The sequence below is a fragment of the Streptomyces sp. NPDC006430 genome (assembly GCF_040612395.1).
Classification (GTDB): domain Bacteria; phylum Actinomycetota; class Actinomycetes; order Streptomycetales; family Streptomycetaceae; genus Streptomyces.
The window spans coordinates 1-19,730 of the sequence record NZ_JBEXQA010000040.1 but is presented as its reverse complement, the minus strand read 5'-3'; the positions used below and the strand labels follow the sequence as shown (position 1 = coordinate 19,730).

The following is a 19,730-nucleotide window of genomic DNA, read 5'->3' as shown; positions in this document are numbered from 1 at the left end:
GTATCCCAGAGAAGGAATACCGGCCATGTCCCTCACCCTGACCGAGACGACCGACGGCGCCACCGCCACGCAGAGCGTCCAGCAGCGCAACAAGGAGATCGCACTCGCCTGCGCCGCCGCCTGGAACCGCTGGGACCTGGACGGCATCCTCAGGCACTGGGCCCCGGACATCCGGCACTTCTCCGAGGACCGCCCCGTCGACACCCAGCAGATGATCGGCGCCATGCGGGGCGGCCTCGCCGCCTTCCCCGACCTCCACCTGGACGTCAAGAGCGCCGTCGCCGAGGACGACCGGGTCATCCTGCGCATCACCGTGACCGCCACCCACCTCGGCGAGTTCTTCGGCAAGGCCCCCACCGGCCGCAAGGTCACCTGGTACATGCTGGAGGAGCTCCGCTTCGACGAGGCCGGCCAGATCATCGAGCACTACGACGTCTTCAACTACCTGCCGATGCTGAAGGAGCTGGAGTTCGTCGGGGCGGACGTGCTGTGACCCCGGCCGCCCCGGCAGCCGTGGCGGATGCCACCACCACGGAGGTCGCGGACGGGGTGTACGCCTACGTCCAGGGCGACGGCGGCTGGTGCCTGAACAACGCGGGCCTGGTCACCGGCGGGAACGGGCAGAGCCTGCTCGTGGACACCGTCGCCACCGAACGCCGCGCCCGCAGTCTGCGGGCCGAGGTGCTGCGGATCGTCCCCGAGCCGCCGCGCGCCCTCGTCAACACCCACTTCCACGGCGACCACACCTTCGGCAACTACCTCTTCCCCGAGGCCGTGGTGATCGCCCACGAGCAGACCCGCACGATGATGGACCTGGCGGGACTCCACCTGACCGGCCTGTGGCCCGACGTGTGCTGGGGGGACCTGGAACTCAGCCTCCCGGACATCACCTTCAAGGACGCCCTGACCCTGCACGTCGGCGGCGTACGGGCCGAACTGCTGCACCTGGGGCCGGCCGCGCACACCACCAACGACACCGTCGTGTGGCTGCCGGAACAACGGGTGCTGTTCGCCGGTGACCTGCTGATGTCGAACGCGGCCCCCTTCTGCCTGATGGGCTCGGTCGCGGGCTCGCTCGCCGCGATGGAGCGGCTGCGCGCCCTGGGCGCCGAGACGGTGGTCCCCGGTCACGGCCCGGTCGGCGGGCCGGAGCTGATCGACGACAACGAGGCCTACTTCCGCTGGATCGCCGGGCTCGCCGAAGGCGGGGTCGCGGCCGGCCTGACCCCGCTCGAACTCGCCGCCGAAGCGGGCGAGGGCCCGCTGCCCGGCCTGCTGGACGCGGAACGTCTCGTACCGAACCTGCACCGGGCGTACGCCGAGCTGGCCGGCGCGGCCCCCGGCGAGCCGCTGGACGTCGGCGCCCTCTTCCAGGAGATGGCGCGGTTCAACGGCGGCCTGCCCGCCTGTCACGCCTGAGACCCCCGCGCCACGGGAACACGGACGGGGCCGGAACCGCACCCGCGGTTCCGGCCCCGTCCGTGCGTGCGCCCGCCCGGTCAGGCGGAGGGGACGTCGATGCCCTTCAGGAACGTCGCGAAGGACTGCAGCCCCGGGTGCTCGGCCCGCAGCGCCGCGATGTCCGCCCGGTACCCGTGGTCCTGGAACCACTCGAACATCAGGGCGATCTCGGGCCCGTTGGGGATGTACGGGTTGTTCGCCACCGCATCCAGCGGCAGCTCCTCGAAGCGCGCCGGCAGACCGCTGCGCTCGGCGAAGGCCTGCGCCACCTCGGCCGCGGTCAGCTCGTCGCCGGCGATCTCCACCGCGCGGCCCACGTACTGCTCCGGCTTGTCGAAGGCCTCGGCGGCGAAGAAACCGATGTCGTCCACGGCGATGAACTGCACCCGGGTGTCGGCCTTCAGCGCCAGCTGCACCACCACGGTGCCGTCGACCACCTGCGGACCGTGCGCGGCGAAGTTGTCCATGAAGAACGTCGGCCGCAGCACCGTCAGGGGCAGGCCCTGCCCCTCCAGGTACCGCTCGATGCCGCGCTTGGAGTCGAAGTGCGGAACGCCGCTGTGCCGCTCGGCGCCGCCCACCGAGCTGTACACCACGTGGCCGATGCCGGCCGCCTTCGCGGCCCGGGCCAGCGCGCGGCCCTGGCGGACCTCGCCGCCGAGCCCGGCCGGCGTCATGAAGTTCTGTACGGAGAACAGGCCGTGGAAGCCGTCGAACGCCGTCCGCAGGGAAGTCTCGTCGTCGAGGTCGCCGCGGACCAGGTTCACGCCCAGCTCCGCCAGCGCCCGCGCCGGCGCCGAGGACGGGTCACGCACCAGAGCGGACACGGCCCGGCCGCGGCGCACCAGCTCACGGGCCACCGCGCCGCCCTGCAGACCGGTCGCGCCGGTCACCAGGATGTCATTCATCTCAATCCCCCTGAAGTTCGATTGCGGCTGGCTGCTCAGCCGAACAGGGCCGCGTTCTCCACGGCCCACTCGCGGAAGGGGCGCGGTTCGCGCCCCGTGAGGTCGCGCACCACCGACGTGGGCTTGGCCCACGGCACCTCGGGGCTGTGCAGGGCCGCGACGTTGGTTTCGGCGGCCGGACGGTCGCCGGTGATCCCGGTGAACACCGCCACGACCTCCTCGGCGGGCGCCACCGAGAACTCCAGCTCCCGGCCCAGCACCTCGCCCAGGATCCGCGCCTGCTCCTCGGAGCTCAGCGTCTCGGGACCGGTCAGCAGGTACGACTTCCCGGTGTGGCCCTCCTCGGTCAGCGCGACCACCGCGACCGAGGCGATGTCGTACTCGTCGATCGGGGCACCCGGGTTGTTGCCGATCCAGCAGCGCACCGCGCTGTTCTCGCGGACCGTCTTGATCCACCAGGACGTGTTGGCGTGGAACGGGCCGGGCCGCAGGAAGGTCCACGGCACGCCGGACTCCTCGATCGCCACCTCGGCAGCCCGGTGCTCGTCCGCGATCCCGTGCGGCAGCGGATGCTCGATGCCGCCCGAGGAGAGCAGCACGATCTTGGAGGTGCCGGCCGCCCGGGCCGCGGCGGCCACGTTGGCCGCCTCGCCGCCCACGTCGCCCGAGAGCACCACCAGCGCGGCGGTGACGCCCTCGAAGGCCGCGGCGAGCGACTCGGGATCGGCGGGGCTGCCCGCCACGACCTCGACGCCCTCGGGCAGGTTCGCCTCCTGCGGCGTGCGGCTGAGCGCACGCACCGGGTGACCCAGCGCGAGCAGCTGGTCGACGGCCTCCCGGCCGACCTTTCCGGTGGCTCCGGTGATCAGAAACATGTCAGTCCCTCCAGCCCTGCGGCTCGGGCCACGGGGAGCCGAGCTGACGGTACGTGCCCTGGTAGTCGGGCCAGTCGCGGTGGTCGCGGATCTTGCCGTCGACGAAGCGGATCAGGTGGATCTGCTCGCCGGAGAAGACCCGGCCGGTGGGGGCCATGCCGACCAGCTCGCCCACATGGCGGCCGTACAGCACGAGGTAGGCGCGCACCCAGTCGCCCTGCTCCTCCAACTGCACCTCTTCCAGGCGCGCTTCCTCGGAGAAGGTCATCCGCAGCCACTTCACGGCCATGGCGAACGAATCGGGGCCGCGCAGGTCCATGTGTTCCATGGTCGCCGGATTGAGATAATCCGGGTGAATGTATTCCGCAACGTCCGCGGTATTTCCGGTGTTGTAAGCCTCGACCATGCGGCGTACCGCGTCTATCTGGGCGCTCATCGCATTCCCTCCACGGAATTTTCCTCCAGCTCTCCGGTTCCTTTGTCATCTTGCGGCGCAAGGCTGTGGCCGGACAAGCTCCGGATTTCCGAAAAGCCCCCACCACCAGGGGGTTTCGAAGTCCTCTGGGAAATAATTCGATGCCGTGCGCAGCAGTCTTCGACCGGATCTCGAAGGCTGCTCCACCACCACCCGGTCCGCCCCCCGCACGATGAGTGCGCATGGCCGACCGGCCGCCCGACGCACCCCGGAGCTGAATGTGGAAACTGCCACCGCCACCGACACCTACAAGACGAAGGTCACCGCCGCCTTCAACGGGGCCGCGGCCGCCTACGACCGCCTCGGCGTGGAGTTCTTCACCCCCATGGGCCGCCGGCTGGTCGAACTGGCCGCGCCGGGCACGGGGGAGCGGGTGCTGGACATCGGCTGCGGCCTGGGCGCCACCCTGCTGCCCGCCGCCAGCCTGATCGGCCCGAACGGCACCGCCCTGGGCATCGACATCGCCGACGCGATGATCGAGGAGGCGGGCCGCGAGGCGGAGCGCCAGGGCATCACCAACGTCGAACTGCGCGTGATGGACGGCGAACACCCCGACCTGCCGGCCCGCTCCTTCGACCTGGCCCTCGGCAGCTACAGCGTCATCTTCCTGCCCGACGCGCGCGCCGCCCTGGCCCGGTACGCGGACCTCCTCGCCGACGGCGGCCGGATCGCCTTCACGAGCCCCGTCTTCGAGCGCGACACCTTCCCCTTCCTGCCACCGCTCTTCACCCCGCTGATCCCGTTCGAGCTGCTCCAGTACCTGCCGGAGTCCTGGCACCCCGAGCAGCTGCGACGCCAGCTGCACTCCTGGCTCGAAGACCCGCGCGACCTGACCGCCGCACTGGAGAAGGCCGGCTTCACCGACGTCGAGATCACCGACGAGCCGGTCCTGATGACGGCCGAATCCGGCGAGGCCTGGGTCAACTGGTCGCACACGCAGGGCATGCGGCTGCTGTGGCAGCACCTGCCGCAGGCCGAGGCGACCGCCCTGCGCGAGCGCCTGATCACCGCCCTGGACGCGCTGCGCACCGACGGCGGCCCGGTCCTGATCGAGGTCCCGGTCCGCTACGTCACCGCCAAGGTCGCGCGCTGACCCACGGCCGGACGTGCGAAGGGGCCGCCCGCGCGGTGCGCGGGCGGCCCCTTCCGCATGCTCGTGGACGCGCCGGTCAGGTGACCGACAGCGCGCCGTCCACCGCCAGCACCGTGCCGTTGGCGTACGCCGCCTCGGGACGGGTCAGCTGGACGATCCACCAGGCGATGTCCTCGGGCCGGCCGACCCGGCCCGAGGGGATGCGCCCGGCCATCTGCTCCAGGAAGCCGCGGTAGGCCTCCTCGGGCATCCCGGCCCGGACGCCGACGCCCGTGTCCACCACGCCCGGAGCGATGCCCACCGAGCGGATGCCGCGCGGCGCGAGTTCCACGGCCCAGGTCCGGGTGAGGAAGTCGAGGGCGACCTTGGCCATGCCGTACACCGAGTTCTCCGGCCAGGCGCGCAGCCCCAGCGAGCCCGCCGAGCTGACGTTGACCACCGTGCCCCCGGTCGCCTCCAGGGCGTCCAGGGCGGCCCGGGTCAAGAACACCGGCGCGATCAGGTTCGTACCGAGCTGGGCGCGCACGGAGGCCCGCTCCAGCCCGTCCAGGGACGCGAAGCCAGTCACGGCCGCGTTGTTGACCAGCACGTCGAGCCGGCCGAACGCGCGCAACGCGCTCTGCACGATCAGCTCGGGCGCATCGTCGTCCTGGACGTCCGCCGCGAGCACCCGGATGCGCTCGTGGCCGTCCGCGGTCTCCTTCAGCGTCGCCTCGCCCCGGCCGACGACCAGTACGTGCGCGCCGTCCTCGGCGAAGGCGCGGGCGGTCGCCGAGCCGATCCCCGTACCGCCGCCGGTGACGACGACGGCCTTCGTGACGGAGGAGTGGATGTCCGTGGTCATCGGCTCAGGAGCACAGCGCGATGTTGACACCACGGATGACGGCCTGCTCCGCGTCGTGCCCGAAGTCCTTGTCACCGATCGTGAACGACAGCTGGACGCGGTGCTGGAGGTCGCGGGTGGTGGCCGCGAAGGTGGCGTAGCCGGGGATGCCCGCGCCGTGGCCCCACAGGTCGAGGTCGGCGTCGTTCTCCAGCTTCATGATGCCGAGACCGTAACCGATGCCCATCGGCAGGTTCTCGATCATCTCCTCCGGGAGCGGGGTGGTCATCTCGGTGAACTCCGCCTCCGCCAGCAGCTTGCCGCTGAACAGGGCCGAGAAGAAGGTGTCGAGGTCACGGGTGGTCGAGATGATCTCGCCCGCGCAGCCGGCCTCCGACGGGTTCATCAGCGTGACGTCCTCGGGACGGCCGCCGATCTGCATGTAGCCGCGGGCGTGCGGCTCCGGGATGTTCGGGTCGTCGCCCGGCAGGACCGTCTCGGTCAGCTCCAGCGGCTCCAGGACGCGCTCGGTGATCTCGACGCGGTACGAGCGGCCGGTGACCTTCTCGATGAGCAGCCCGATGATGAAGTAGTTCGTGTTGCAGTACGCGAACTTGCTGCCCGGCTCGAACTCCAGCGGCTTGGCCGCCGCGATGGCGATCAGGTCGGTGGGCTCGTAGTGCTTGTAGCGGTCGCGCAGGAAGCGGTCGCCCGGCTTCTGGAACGAGTCCATGTAGTTGTACAGACCGCTGGTGTGCTGCATCAGGTTGCGGATGGTGATCTTCTCGCCGTAGGGCAGCAGGCCCGGCAGGTAGCTCTCCACGGTGTTGTCGAGGACGATCTTGCCCTCGGCGACGAGCTGCAGCACCACGACCGACACGAACGGCTTGGTGATGCAGGAGATGCGGAAGCGCCCGTCCTCGGGAACCGGCCGGTCGGTGCCCAGCTCGGCGATGCCCGACGTCACGACGAACGTGTCGTCGCCCCGGGCGACCCGGAACTGGACTCCCGCGGCACCGGCCTCGACGAGGCGGTCCGCTGCGCCCTGTACGGCCTCCTGAAGGGCCGAGACCTCCGGCCGGGCGATCGTCGTCTGCGACATTTCGGCAAACCTCCACAGGTGGCAGTTCGGTTGGGATGTACGGGTGGTGAGGTGCAGTGGTTCGTTCCACGTACGCCCCAGAGCCTGCTCATCCCGGATGGAGGTGCGGCGGGGCGCCGCTGGAGTGCTGGTCAGGCCAGGTCGTCGCGGGTCACCCGGCGGGTCGCGACCTGGAGGGCGCCCTCGACGCGGACCAGCACGTCCTCGCAGACGCACACCCGGTGCACCTGGGAGTCACCGCCGATGGTGGAGGCGTAGACGATCGCGTACGAACGCACGTCGATCGCGGCGTCCGGGCGCTCGGAAACGTCGAACATGCCGATGAAGTGGCGGTGGCGCTGACCGGCCTCGGCCAGTTGGGCGGCGGTGCGGCTGGTGGCGGCGACCAGGCCCGCCCGGCCGCGCACCGGCTCCGGCAGCGTCGGCACGTCGAAGGTGGCGTCCTCGGTGAACGTCTCGGCCCAGCGCTGGGACTCGCCGAGGTCCAGCAGCTGCATCTGGTGGGCGTAGAACTGCTGGACCTCGGCGTAGAGCGTGCCGAAGGCCGCGGCGGCCTGCTGTCCGATGCCGGCCTGGATGGTCATGGAGGACTCCGATCTCGTGGGTGGCCCCACCGTCACCGCAGCGGGTCGAGCGGGGTTCGAAGACGCCTCAAACCGATCGGCCCGCCCCGGAGCCGTTCCCCCGGCGCCGCTGGCCGCCCCGCCCCCGCCGCTGCCGGCCCTCAAGCGCCGTTCGTGCGGCCGTCGAGGCGGCCAGGACACGGTCGGAGCATCAACGCCGTTCTGGAGGTAAACCGATGACGACAGAGACGAAGCCGGTAGCCCTGGTCACCGGGGGCACGAGCGGGATCGGACTCGCCGTGGTCCGCGATCTCGCCCGCCGCGGCCACCGCGTCTTCCTCTGCGCCCGTACCGAACAGCAGGTCAAGCAGACGGTGGAGGACCTGCGGGCCGAGGGCCTGGAAGTCGAGGGTGCGGTCGCGGACGTCCGCGACGCCGCCTCCGTCAAGGCGCTCGTCGCCGCCGCGGTAGAGGCCTTCGGACCGATCTCCGTACTGGTCAACAACGCCGGGCGCAGCGGTGGCGGCCCGACCGCCGACATCACGGACGAGCTCTGGTACGACGTCATCAACACCAACCTCAACAGCGTCTTCCTGCTGACCCGCGAGGTGCTCAAGCACGGCGGTCTCGAAGGCGCCCCGTACGGCCGGATCATCAACATCGCCTCCACCGCGGGCAAGCAGGGCGTGGTGCTCGGCGCCCCCTACTCGGCCTCCAAGCACGGCGTCGTCGGCTTCACCAAGGCACTCGGGAACGAGCTCGCCCCCACCGGCATCACCGTCAACGCGGTCTGCCCCGGATACGTCGAGACCCCGATGGCCCAGCGCGTGCGCTCCGGCTACGCGGCGGCGTACGACACCTCCGAGGAGCAGATCATGCAGAAGTTCACCTCGAAGATCCCGCTCGGCCGCTACTCCACCCCCGAGGAGGTAGCCGGTCTGGTCGGCTACCTGACCACCGACGTGGCCTCGTCCATCACCTCGCAGGCGCTCAACGTCTGCGGCGGCCTCGGCAACTTCTGATCCGGAAAGCAGGATTCAACGATGTCCGCTGAGCGTGTGCACCGCACGACGCACGAGGTGACCCTCGCTGCCCCCGCAGGGGTGGTCTACGGCCTCATCGCCGACGCGGCCAAGTGGCCGCTGTACTTCCCCCCGAACGTCCACGTCGAACAGCTGGAGTCCGACGGCTCCCGCGAGCGCCTGCGCATGTGGGCCACCGCCAACGGCCAGGTCAAGTCCTGGACCTCGCGGCGCACCCTGGACGTCGCGGAGCGCCGCATCGAGTTCCGCCAGGACATCCCGGCCTCGCCGCTGGAGTCGATGGGCGGCACCTGGATCGTGGAACCGCAGGGCGCCGCCGCGAGCCGGCTGGTCCTGCTGCACGACTTCACGGTCGCCGGCGACAACCCCGACGACGTCTCCTGGGTCGAGCGCGCCACCGACACCAACAGCCGGGCCGAGCTCGGCAACATCAAGAAGCTCGCCGAGGGCTGGGAGCGCCTCGACGACCTCGTGATGTCCTTCGAGGACTCCGTCCGCGTCAACGGCCCGGCCGAGCGCGCCTACGAGTTCCTGCACCGCGTCCAGCACTGGCCCAAGCTGGTCCCGCACGTCTCGCGCCTCGACGTCACCGAGCCCGAGCCGGGCGTCCAGGTCATGTCCATGGACACCCTGACCGCCGACGGCAACTCCCACACCACCGAATCGGTCCGGGTCTGCTTCCCGCACGCCCGGCGGATCGTCTACAAGCAGACGGCGACGCCCCTGCTGATGTCGGCCCATACCGGCGAGTGGTCGCTCGTCGAGGACGAGACCGGCGTGACCGTCACCTCGCAGCACAGCGTCGTGCTGCGCGAGGAGAACATCACCCGCGTCCTGGGCGCCGAAGCCGGCATCGCCGAATGCCGCCGCTACGTCCGGGAGGCGCTCGGCCGCAACAGCACCGCGACCCTCAACCTCGCCAAGGCCTACGCCGAGTCCACGTCCGCGCCGCTGGTCCTGGACGCTCCCAGTCCCGCCTGAACCGTCGTCGCACCTCACGCAGGCGCAGCCACGGTCCTCCACGTGCAGCCCCGGTCTTCCAGGCCGGGGTTGTCCTGCGTGCTCCTGCGTGCTCCTGCGGCGCCCGGTGCTCCGGCCCGACCGGCCCCCAGGAGCGCCGCTCGCAGGCACTTCCGACACACCCGAGGAGAGGTATGAACCCCAACACGATCACTGCCGAGGAGAGGGACGCCGCGGCAGGTTCGCCGGCCGGACCGCTCCCGTGGCACCTCGCCCTGGTCAGCGGGACCAACGGGGCCTCCCTGGACGCCGGACTCGCCGCGCTGGGGAGCGCCCCCGCCGGAGCTTCCCCGGTCACCACCCCGGTGACCCGGCGCACGGTCGGCGCGGGCCCCGGCACGCACCGCGGCGCCGTCCTGACCGGCCCCGAGGGCCCGTTCGAGCTCGGCGCCGAGGAGACGGACGCCACCGCCGCACCGCTGGCCTTCCTCTTCCCGGACCTGGGCGGCCACTCCCTCGGCATGGGCCGCGACCTGTACCGCGACTTCCCGGTCTTCCGCGCCGAGGTTGACCGCTGCGCCGAGCTGCTGGCCCCCGAACTCGGCCTGGACATCCGCGAGGTGATCTTCCCGCCCACGCTCGATCCGACCACTGCCGATCCGGTCGCCGTCCCCCGCACGGCCCCGACGTACGGCACGGACCTGCGCCACGACAGCGGCCACGACAGCGGCCACCACCGCGGGCCGACGAGCCCCGAGGAGCGCCGGCTGAACGCCACGAGGCTGGCCCAACCCGCGCTCTTCGTCATCGAGTACGCCCTCGCCGGACTCTGGTACAGCTGGGGCGCCCGCCCGGCCGTCCTGACCGGCTACGGCCTGGGCGAGTACGTCGCCGCGACGCTGGCCGGCGTGCTCTCCCTCAAGGACGCCCTGACCCTCGTCGCTCACCGCGCCGCCCTCATCGACGCGCTGCCGCCGGGCGCCGCGCTCGCCGTCACGCTGCCGGAGCCGGACGTGTGCGCGCTGCTCGGCCCTCACCTCTCCCTCTCCGCCGTCAACGGCGCCGACTCCTGCGTGGTGGCGGGACCAGAGGAGGACATCGCTGCGCTGGAGACCTCCCTGCGCACCCGTGACGTCGCGCACCGCCGCGTCAGCACCACGCACGCCTTCCACTCCAGGATGATGGAGCCGATCGCGGACCGGCTGACCGAGCTCGTACGGACCCTGAGGCTGAACGCGCCGAGCGTCCCGTACCTCTCGAACCTGACCGGCGTGCTCGTCACCGACGAGCAGGCCACCGACCCCGGCTACTGGGCCCGTCACCTCCTCGGCCCGGTCCGCTTCGCCGACTGCCTGCGCGCCGTCGGCGAGGACCACGTCCTGCTGGAGGCCGGACCCGGCCGGACGCTCAGCGGCCTGGCCGCCGACGTCCGCGGCCACGCCACCGGCTCCGTCGTCGCCTCGATGCGCGACCCGCGGGAGCGCCGCTGCGACACCTCCCTCGCCCTAGAGGCACTGGGCCGGTTGTGGCTGGCCGGCGGCGCGGTGGACTGGACGGTCTTCCCGGCTAAGGCCCTCGCCACCGAGGGCCCCACCACCCCCACCACTCCGGCTGCCCCGGCGGTCCCGACCGTGCCTGGCCCGGCCCGCACCGTCGAGGACGGGCCCAGCGCCACCGAGCAGGAGCTGCACGCCCTGTGGGCCCGGCTGCTGAAGACCGAGGAACTCCCCCGAGACGTCTCGTTCTTCGAGATCGGCGGCACCTCACTGCTGGCCAGCCGCCTGATCCTGCGCATCACGCGCGCCTTCGCCGTCGAGCCGACGCTGCGCCAGATCTACGAGTGGGGGACGCTCACGCGGACGGCCACCGCCATCGACGCGCTGCGCGCCGGCCGGGACCCGCAGGAGGCGCTGGCCGGGGCGCTGGTCGGGGCGCTGGCCGGGGACGCGTCCGCCGCCGCGCACACCGGCGGCTAGACCCGTCGCGCCGGCCCGTCCCGCGGGGTGGGCCGCCCACTGGCGCGGGCCGCCCACCGGCGCGGTCCGCCCACCGGCGCGGTCCGCTCCGCCTCAAGCTCACCTCCAGAGCCCGCGGTGAGGGTGGGTAACCGGGTCAGCCCGGGTGGACGGCGATCGGCTTGCACGAACGGGGCCGACCACCAGGGCCGGCGACCGACAGGTCACAGGGACGTGGGCCGACCGCCGTGCGCGGGGCGGCCCTTTCCGCCATCGGGTGATCCGGCTCGGACCGGCATCGAGCTTCAGGGAAGTGCAGATGAGCTTTGCCAAGGTGAGCAGCGACAAGGGTTCCGCCCAGGCCGACACCACGTCCGGCCCGGAGACCGGCGCCGTGACCGCCGACGGCATCGCCCACGTGCTGCGCAGCGCCGTCGCCGAACTGCTCGAAGTGACCCCGGAGGCCGTCGACACGACCCTCCCCCTGCGCGACATCGGACTGGACTCCGTACGCATCCTGTCCCTGCTCGCCCGGCTGTCCACGTGGCTGGGGCGCCCCGTCCCGGCCTGGGCCGCCTGGCAGTACCCCACCGTTGCCGCGCTCGCCGGCCACCTCGCGGGCGACGCACGGTCCGCGGCGCCCGGCGTCGGGTCCGCCCGCACCCTTAGTCGCGCCCGCGCACAGGAGCCCGTCGCCGTCGTCGGCCTCGGCTGCCGGCTGCCCGGCGGGATCGAGACCCCCCACGAGCTGTGGCAGAGCCTCCTCGACGGCGTCGACGCCGTACGCGAGGTCCCCCGCGACCGCTGGAACGCCGACGAATGGCTCGACCCGGACCCCCGCGCCCCCGGCCGCATGACCACCCGCTGGGGCGGCTTCCTCGACGACGTCGCCGGCTTCGACGCCGAACTGTTCCGCATTTCGCCGGCCGAAGCCCGCCAGATGGACCCGCAGCAGCGGATGGCCCTCGAAACCGCGTGGGCCGCGATCGAGGACGCCCGGATCGTCCACGACGACCTCGCGGGCAGCCGTACCGGGGTGTTCATCGGCACCATGGCGCAGGAGTACCACCTGGCCACCGGCGCCGACCCGGAGAACATCGAGACCCACTCCGCCGTCGGCTGGGACAACTCGATCATTCCCGCCCGCATCGCCTACACCCTCGGCCTGCACGGCCCCGCCCTCGCCGTCGCCACCGCCTGCAGCTCCTCGCTGACCGCCACCCACCTCGCCGTCCAGAGCCTGCGCTCCGGCGAGTCCGACCTCGCCCTCGCCGGCGGCGTCAACATCATGCTCAGCCCGAACACCACCGTCGCCATGACGAAGTTCGGCGGCATGAACCCCGACGGTCAGTGCCGCGCCTTCGACGCCGACGCCGGCGGCTACGTACGAGGCGAGGGCTGCGGCATCGTCGTCCTGCGCCGCCTCTCCGACGCGCTGGCCGCCGGCGACCGCGTCTACGCCGTCATCCGCGGCAGCGCAGTCAACAACGACGGCGCCTCCAACGGCCTCACCGCCCCCAACCCGCAGGCCCAGGCCGAGGTGCTGCGCGCCGCCTGGCAGGACGCCGCGGTCGCCCCGCGCCACGTCTCGTACGTCGAGGCCCACGGCACCGGCACCCTCCTCGGCGACCCCATCGAGGCCGAGGCCCTGGGCACCGTCTTCGCCGAAGGCCGCGAGGAACCCCTGCGGATCGGCTCGGCCAAGACCAACTTCGGCCACCTGGAACCCGCCGCGGGCGTCGTCGGCCTCATGAAGACCGCCCTCGCCCTGCACCACGGCGAACTCCCCGCCAGCCTCCACTTCGAGAACCCCAACCCGCACATCGACTTCGCCGCGAACCGCCTCGAAGTCGTCGCCGACCGCCGCCCGTGGCCCCGGACCGGCCGCCGGTACGCCGGCGTCAGCGGCTTCGGCTTCGGCGGCACCAACGCCCACATCGCCCTCGAAGAGGCCCCCTACCGGCGGCGCCTGCTCGTGCCGCTGGCCGCCGACACCGACGAGAACCTGCGCGGGGCCGCCGAGGCCCTGACCGCCCGCGCCCGCAGCGGCCTCGGCTGGTACGTGCCCGAAATCCTCTCCCGCGGCACCGGCGCCCAGCGGATCGTCGCCGCAGTCACGCACCCCGACGAACTCGCCGGCGCGCTGCGCGAACGCCTCGACACCCGCACCCCGCGCACCCCCGGCACCCGCCCCGCACTCGCCTTCTTCTTCTCCGGCCACGGTTCCCAGTGGCTCGGCATGGGGCGCGACCTGCTCGCCGAACCCGCCTTCCGGGCCGCCCTCGACGCCTGCGACACCGCCCTCCTCCCCGTCACCGGTTGGTCCGTCACCGAGGAACTGCTCGCCGGGCCCGACAGCTCCCGGCTGGACCGCACCGACGTCGTCCAGCCCGTCCTGTTCGCCGTCCAGGTCGCCCTCGCCCGCACCCTGGAAGCCTGGGGTCTGGAACCGGGCACCGTCTTCGGCCAGAGCATCGGAGAGGTTGCCGCCGCCGTCGTCGCCGGAGCCCTGCCGCTGACCGAGGGCGCCCGACTCATCGGCACCTGGTCGCAGCTCATCGCCGAACGCGCCAGCGGCCACGGCGCACTCCTCGTCTGCGAACTCCCGCTGGAGCAGGCCCGCGAGCTCGTCACCCGGCACGCCGGCAGGCTCTCCCTCGCCGGACACCTCGCCCCCGGCCAGACCGCCCTGTCCGGGCCGCTGGACGCGGTGGCCGCCCTGGAACGCGAACTCGCCGGGTCGGGAGTGCGCTGCCAGCGCGTCCACATCGACTACGCCTCGCACAGCGAGCAGCTCACCGACCTCGCCCCCGAACTGGAACGCCGCCTGGGCACCCTGCGCACCCGCGCCGCCGCCATCCCCTTCTGGTCGACCGTCACCAACGGCTTCACCGACGGCACCGGCCTCGACGCCGCCTACTGGGCCCGCAACATGTGCGCGCCCATGCTGATCGCCGAGGCCGTCACCGCGCTCGCCGACGAACGCGGCCTGGCCATCGTCGAGATCGCCCCGCACCCGGTCGCCCGGCACTCCCTCAAGCGCACCCTGACCGCACGCGCCGAAGCCGTCACCGCACGTACCGCAGGCCCCGCAGCTACCGCAGGCGGCGACGTCTCGGGCGCCGCCCGGGCCCAGGTGCCGGCCCCCGGCACGTCCATGGTGTTGGTCACCGGCCGCCGCGACCGTCCTGCCCGCCGCTCCCTCGAAGAAGTCGCGGCCCGGCTGTGGTGCGAGGGCTTCGACGTCGACTGGGGTGCCGTCACCGGCCGCCGCCAGAGCCCCGCCGTCACCGCACCCGTCGCCGTGACCGTCTCCGGCAAGAGCGCCGAGGCCCTCGCCGCGAACGCCGCACGGCTCGCGGACCGGCTGGCCGGCGCCAACGCCACCACCCTGCTCGACGTCGCGTACACCGCCGCAGGCCGCCGCTCCCACCTCGAACACCGCGCCGTCGCCGTCGCGAGCTCCGCCCCCGAGGCGGCCGAGGCCCTGCGGGCCCTGGCCCAGGGCGCGCCGCACCCGGTACTGACCGAGGGCACCGCCCGCCAGGGCGATCTGGCCGTGCTCTTCACCGGTCAGGGCAGCCAGCGGCTCGCCATGGGACGCACGCTGTACGGCGCCTTCCCCGTCTTCCGCCAGGCCTTCGACGAGGTGTGCGCGGAACTCGACCGCCACCTGCGGATGCCCCTGGTCGCCGTTCTGTTCGCCGACCCCAAGGGCGCCGACGGAGCATTCGTCCACGAGACCGAGTTCACCCAGCCCGCCTTGTTCGCCGTCGAGGTCGCCCTGTTCCGCCAGTGGCAGGCCTGGGGGGTCGAACCGCGGGTGCTGGCCGGCCACTCGGTCGGCGAGCTCGCGGCTGCCCACGCGGCCGGCATGCTCGGCCTCTCCGACGCGGCCCGCCTCGTGGCCGCCCGCGGCCGCCTGATGCAGGCCTGCGAGCAGGGCGGAGCCATGGCGTCCGTCGAGGCGTCCGAAGCCGAGGTGCTCGACGTCCTCGCGGGCGTGGACGGCCGGATCTCGGTCGCCGGACTCAACGGCCCCCGACAGACGGTGATCAGCGGCGACGAAGCGGCCGTGGCAACCGTCGTCGGCCACTTCCGCGGCCGGGGACGACGCACCCGCCGGCTGGAGGTCTCCCACGCCTTCCACAGCCCGCACATGGACGGGATGCTCGACGCCTACCTGGACGTGGCGCGGCAGTGCACGTTCGAAGCCCCGCGGATCCCGCTCGTCTCCACCGTCACCGGCGCCTGGACGGGCCCGGACCTCGCTGCGGGCGAGGGCATGCGCGCGCCGGAGTACTGGGTCCGCCAGGTCCGCGACACCGTGCGTTTCCTCGACTCCATGGCCACCCTGGAGGGGGCGGGCATCGCCCGCTACCTCGAATGCGGCCCCGCCGCCGTGCTGTCCGCGATGGGCGCCGGCTGCATCGAGCGCGAGGCCCCCTTCATCGCCTCCCAGCGGGCCGACGGCAGCGACGAGGCCCGCACCCTCGTCCAGGCCCTCGGCGCGCTCCACGCCAGCGGCCAGGACGTCGACTGGTGCAAGGTGTTCGCGAACACCTCCGCCACCGTCACCGACCTGCCCACGTACGCCTTCCAGCGCGAGCGGTACTGGATCGACGCCCCCGACCGGGCCCGCCGCGGCCGGCCCGGCGCCGACGAGGCCCTGTGGCAGGCCGTCGGCAGCGGCGCCGCGGACCGCGTCGCCGAACTCCTCGGCGTCACCGACAGCGTGACCGACAGCACCGCCGTCGCCGCCCTGCTGCCCCACCTCGCCGCCTGGCGCGAACGCCAGGACCACGCGGACACCATCGCCGACTGGCTCTACGAGCAGACCTGGGAACCCACCCAGGAGCCCCCCGCAGCCCCGTCCCCCACCAGCCCGTCCCCCACCAGCCCGGCCGCCGCGGTTCCGGCCCCCACTGGTCCGACTGCCGCCAGTCCGGCTGGCGCAGGCCCGGGCGCCGTTCGCGGTCATTGGGTGTTGGTCGCCCCCGCTGCGGAGCGCGACCTCGTGCGTGCCGTTGCCGAGGCGTTCGCCGCCGGCGGTGCGACCGTCCACCACCTGCCGGCCCACGACGAGCGCGCCGCCTACGGGGACCTGCTCGCCGGGGTCACCGCGGAACTCGGCGGTGAGCCCCTCGCCGGCGTACTCGCCCTCACCCCCGCCGACACCACCGCGCACCCCGTCCACCCGGCCACCACCACCGGCGCCGCCCAGACCCTGGCCCTCGTCCAGGCCCTCGGCGACGCCGCCGTCCGCGCCCCGCTCTGGCTCGTCACCCAGGGCGCGGTCCACGCCGAACCGGCCGATCCCGCCCCCCGCCCCGAGCAGGCCCTCGCCTGGGGCCTGGGCCACGTCGTCGCCCTGGAACACGGCGCCCGCTGGGGCGGCCTCGTCGACCTGCCCGCCGACCCCGCACAGGCCCGCGCCGCGGCCCCGCGGCTCGTCGCCGCCGTCACCACCGCCACCGCCGGCGAGGAGCACCTCGCGCTGCGCCCCACCGGCCAGTACGTCCGCAGGCTGCGCCGCACCACCCCGCCGGCCACCACCCCCTGGACCCCCCGCGGCACCGTCCTGATCACCGGCGGCAGCGGCGCCCTCGCCGGCCACCTCGCCCAGCGGCTCGCCGAGCGCGGCGCCGAACACCTCGTCCTCGTCTCCCGGCGCGGCTCCGCAGCCGCAGGGGCGGCCGAGCTCACCGCCCGCCTCGAATCCGCCGGCGCCCGCGTCACGCTCGCCGCCTGCGACCTCACCGATCGACAGCAGACCCAGCGACTCCTGGCCGACCTCGACGCCCAACAGCCGCCGCTGCGCGCCGTCTTCCACACCGCGGGCATCCTCGACGACCGGCTCCTGGACCGGCTCGACACCGGGGCCCTCGCCGCCGCCGCGGCCCCCAAGCTCGGCGCGGCGCGCCTGCTGGCCGAACTCACCCGCGGACACGACCTCGACGCGTTCGTCCTCTACTCCTCCGTCGTCGGGGTCCTCGGCAACCTCGGCCAGGCCAACTACGCCATGGCCAACGCCGCCCTCGACGCCTTCGCCGAAACCCTGCGGGCTGACGGCGTCCCGGCCCTCAGCCTCGCCTGGGGGCCCTGGGCCGACGGCGGCATGACGCACGGCGCCGCCGAAGCCCAGTTGCGCGCCGCCGGACTCGCCCCCATGGCCGTCCCCCGCGCCCTGACGGCACTGGACGCGGCGCTGGCCTGCGGCCGTTCCCTGGTCGTCGCCGACATCGACTGGAAGCGGGCCGCCGCCGGCTACACCGAAGCCCGCCCGCGCCGTTTCCTCGACGAGGTCCCCGAGGCCCGCGCCGCTCTGGAGGCGCGCAGCGCACCGGTCACCGCCGCCGACGGTACGAACGCCTTCCTGAGCAACGTCGCGGCCCTGCCCGAAGCGGACCGCGAAGCCCACGTGCGTGCCGTGCTCGCCGCCGAGGCCGCCGCCGTGCTCGGCGTCAAGAACCCCGATTCCCTCGACCCGGAACGCGGGTTCAAGGACCTGGGCTTCGACTCGATGATGTCCATCGACTTCGCCGGCCGCGTCCAGAAGCGCACCGCCGTCACCACGCCCAAGACGCTGGTGTTCGACTGCCCGAACCTGAACACCGCCACCGCATGGCTGCTCGCCGCACTCGCCCCCGCCGCCCCGCGGGCCCGGCAGGACGACCGTCACGGCGACCGGCCCGCCGGCCGCCGTACGGACGAGCCGCTCGCCATCGTCGGCGTCGGCCTGCGCATGCCCGGCGGAGCCCACGACCTCGACAGTCTGTGGACCGTCCTCGCCGAAGGCCGCGACACCGTCACCACCGTGCCCGCGGACCGCTTCGACATCGACGCCTTCTACGACGCCGACCCGGACGCGGAAGGCCGTACGTACGCCCGCCACGCCTCCTTCCTCGACGACGTGTCCCACTTCGACGCGGCCTTCTTCGGCATCAGCCCGCGCGAGGCCGAGCCGATGGACCCCCAGCACCGCCTGCTCCTCGAAGCGGCCTGGACCTCCCTCGAAGACGCCGGGATCCGGCCCCGGGAGCTGCGCGACTCCCGTACGGGCGTCTTCGTCGGCGCAGGCGTCGGGGAGTACGGCAAGTACCGGCAGGGCGGGGCGCCCGACACCTACACGCTGACCGGCACGCTGCCCAGCTTCAACGCGGGCCGTCTCTCCTACCACCTCGGCCTCCAGGGCCCGGCGCTGTCCGTCGACACCGCCTGCTCCTCGTCCCTGGTCGCCCTGCACCTGGCCTGCGAGGCGCTGCGCAGCGACGAGTGCGAACTCGCCCTGGCCGGTGGCGTCCAGGTGCTCGCCGACCCGGGCGCGTTCATCGCGCTCAGCCGCTCGCACGCGCTGGCCCCGGACGGCCGCAGCAAGACCTTCTCCGCCGAGGCGGACGGTTACGGCCGCGGCGAGGGCGTCGGCATCCTCGCCCTGATGCGGCTCTCGGACGCGCAGGCGCAGAACCGGACGGTCCTCGGCGTCATCCGGGCGACCGCCATCAACCACGACGGCGCCAGCAGCGGCATCACCGCACCCAACGGCACCTCCCAGCAGAAGGTCATCCGTACCGCCCTCGAATCGGCCGGCCTCGCACCCGCCGACGTCGACTACGTCGAATGCCACGGCACGGGCACCTCGCTGGGCGACCCGATCGAGGTGCAGGCGCTCGCCGCGGTCTACGGCGAAGGCCGTACGCCGGGGCGCGAACTCGGACTGGGCACGGCCAAGAGCGTCATAGGGCACCTGGAGTCGGCGGCCGGGGTCGCGGGCGTCTGCAAGATGCTCGCCTCCTTCCGGCAGGACGCCCTTCCGGCGACCCTCAACAGCTCACCGCGCAACCCGAACATCGCCTGGGACGAACTCCCGGTCCGGGTCGTCGACTCGCTCACGCCGTGGGAGCGGGACCTGTCGCGTCCGCGCCGCGCGGGCGTCTCCGCGTTCGGTCTGAGCGGTACGAACGCGCACGTCGTCATCGAGGAACCCCCGGCCGCTGCCCCGGAGACGGAGACGGAGACAAAGACGGAGGTGACCGCGTCGTCGTACCCGGTGGTCGTGTCCGGTCGTGACGAGGTTGCGCTGCGGGAGCAGGCGGGTCGTTGGGCGGACTGGCTGGAGGGTCGTTCCGAGGTTTCGGTGGCTGATGTGGCGGTGACGGCTGCTCGTCACCGTTCGCATTTCGAGTCACGGGCGAGTGTGGTCGCTGCGGACTCTGCTGCTCTGGTGGAGGCGCTGCGGGCGCTGGCCGAGGGGGTTTCCCACGATGCGGTGGTGACGGGTTCGGCCGCCCGCCGGGGCAAGGTGGTGTTCGTCTTCCCGGGTCAGGGCAGCCAGTGGGTGGGTATGGGTCGTGCGCTGTTGGCGGAGAGTGGGGTCTTCCGGCAGGCGGTCGATGCGTGTGATGGGGCGTTGCGTCCGTTCACGGGTTGGTCGGTGCGTGAGGTGTTGGCGGGGGAGGAGGGTGATCATCC

Annotated in this window: 13 protein-coding genes; 7 read left to right on the top strand and 6 right to left on the bottom strand. The window is 73.0% G+C overall.

What is annotated here, in order from left to right; translation table 11 throughout:
• The first annotated feature begins 25 nt into the window (after nt 1-25).
• Nucleotides 26-493, top strand: coding sequence for an ester cyclase (locus tag ABZZ20_RS32880; RefSeq protein ID WP_356876002.1), 468 nt, complete (start codon nt 26-28; stop codon nt 491-493).
• Nucleotides 490-1,419, top strand: coding sequence for an MBL fold metallo-hydrolase (locus ABZZ20_RS32875; RefSeq protein WP_356876000.1), 930 nt, complete (start codon nt 490-492; stop codon nt 1,417-1,419). The genes ABZZ20_RS32880 and ABZZ20_RS32875 overlap by 4 nt, the downstream gene beginning before the upstream one ends.
• Before the next feature lie 80 nt (nt 1,420-1,499).
• On the opposite strand, the gene ABZZ20_RS32870 is transcribed toward ABZZ20_RS32875, so the two are convergent.
• Genes ABZZ20_RS32870 through ABZZ20_RS32860 form a run of 3 tightly spaced genes read right to left on the bottom strand, consistent with a single transcriptional unit; the run spans nt 1,500 to nt 3,680 of the window.
• Complete coding sequence (locus ABZZ20_RS32870) at nt 1,500-2,369, bottom strand: NmrA/HSCARG family protein (RefSeq protein ID WP_356875998.1); 870 nt, start codon at nt 2,367-2,369, stop codon at nt 1,500-1,502.
• A 35-nt stretch (nt 2,370-2,404) separates the two neighbouring features.
• Nucleotides 2,405-3,244, bottom strand: a complete 840-nt coding sequence (locus ABZZ20_RS32865) for an NAD(P)H-binding protein (protein ID WP_356875996.1) — start codon at nt 3,242-3,244, stop codon at nt 2,405-2,407.
• Between the two features lies 1 nt (nt 3,245).
• Nucleotides 3,246-3,680, bottom strand: coding sequence for an ester cyclase (locus ABZZ20_RS32860; RefSeq protein ID WP_356875995.1), 435 nt, complete (start codon nt 3,678-3,680; stop codon nt 3,246-3,248).
• A 259-nt stretch (nt 3,681-3,939) separates the two neighbouring features.
• Between ABZZ20_RS32860 and ABZZ20_RS32855 the strand changes: the two genes are divergently transcribed.
• Nucleotides 3,940-4,812 carry a methyltransferase domain-containing protein gene (locus ABZZ20_RS32855; RefSeq protein ID WP_356875993.1) on the top strand — a complete coding sequence of 291 codons (873 nt, stop codon included), beginning with the start codon at nt 3,940-3,942 and terminating at the stop codon, nt 4,810-4,812.
• Between the two features lie 76 nt (nt 4,813-4,888).
• Here the strand turns inward: ABZZ20_RS32855 and ABZZ20_RS32850 are convergent, their stop codons facing one another.
• From ABZZ20_RS32850 to ABZZ20_RS32840, 3 genes are all read right to left on the bottom strand, one after another.
• A complete protein-coding gene (locus ABZZ20_RS32850; RefSeq protein WP_356875991.1) occupies nt 4,889-5,656 on the bottom strand; it encodes an SDR family oxidoreductase in 768 nt (255 codons plus the stop codon).
• A gap of 4 nt (nt 5,657-5,660) precedes the next feature.
• The gene (locus ABZZ20_RS32845; protein ID WP_356875989.1) at nt 5,661-6,737 is read right to left on the bottom strand and encodes a serine hydrolase domain-containing protein; all 1,077 of its coding nucleotides are present in this window, start codon (nt 6,735-6,737) and stop codon (nt 5,661-5,663) included.
• A 131-nt stretch (nt 6,738-6,868) separates the two neighbouring features.
• Nucleotides 6,869-7,321: a nuclear transport factor 2 family protein gene (locus ABZZ20_RS32840; protein ID WP_356875987.1), complete on the bottom strand. Its 453-nt coding sequence runs from the start codon at nt 7,319-7,321 to the stop codon at nt 6,869-6,871.
• Nucleotides 7,322-7,536: 215 nt separating this feature from the next.
• Here ABZZ20_RS32840 and fabG point away from each other — a divergent pair, with 215 nt between their 5' ends.
• The 4 genes from fabG to ABZZ20_RS32820 form a co-directional block, all read left to right on the top strand.
• Nucleotides 7,537-8,322, top strand: a complete 786-nt coding sequence (gene fabG / locus ABZZ20_RS32835; protein ID WP_356875985.1) for a 3-oxoacyl-ACP reductase FabG — start codon at nt 7,537-7,539, stop codon at nt 8,320-8,322.
• A gap of 21 nt (nt 8,323-8,343) precedes the next feature.
• On the top strand, nt 8,344-9,324 hold the full coding sequence (locus ABZZ20_RS32830) for an aromatase/cyclase (protein WP_356875983.1): 981 nt from the start codon (nt 8,344-8,346) through the stop codon (nt 9,322-9,324).
• 173 nt (nt 9,325-9,497) lie between these two features.
• The gene (locus ABZZ20_RS32825) at nt 9,498-11,279 is read left to right on the top strand and encodes an acyltransferase domain-containing protein (RefSeq protein ID WP_356875981.1); all 1,782 of its coding nucleotides are present in this window, start codon (nt 9,498-9,500) and stop codon (nt 11,277-11,279) included.
• 298 nt (nt 11,280-11,577) lie between these two features.
• Nucleotides 11,578-19,730 (top strand): SDR family NAD(P)-dependent oxidoreductase (locus ABZZ20_RS32820; protein WP_356875979.1); only part of this gene is annotated, 8,153 nt, incomplete at its 3' end.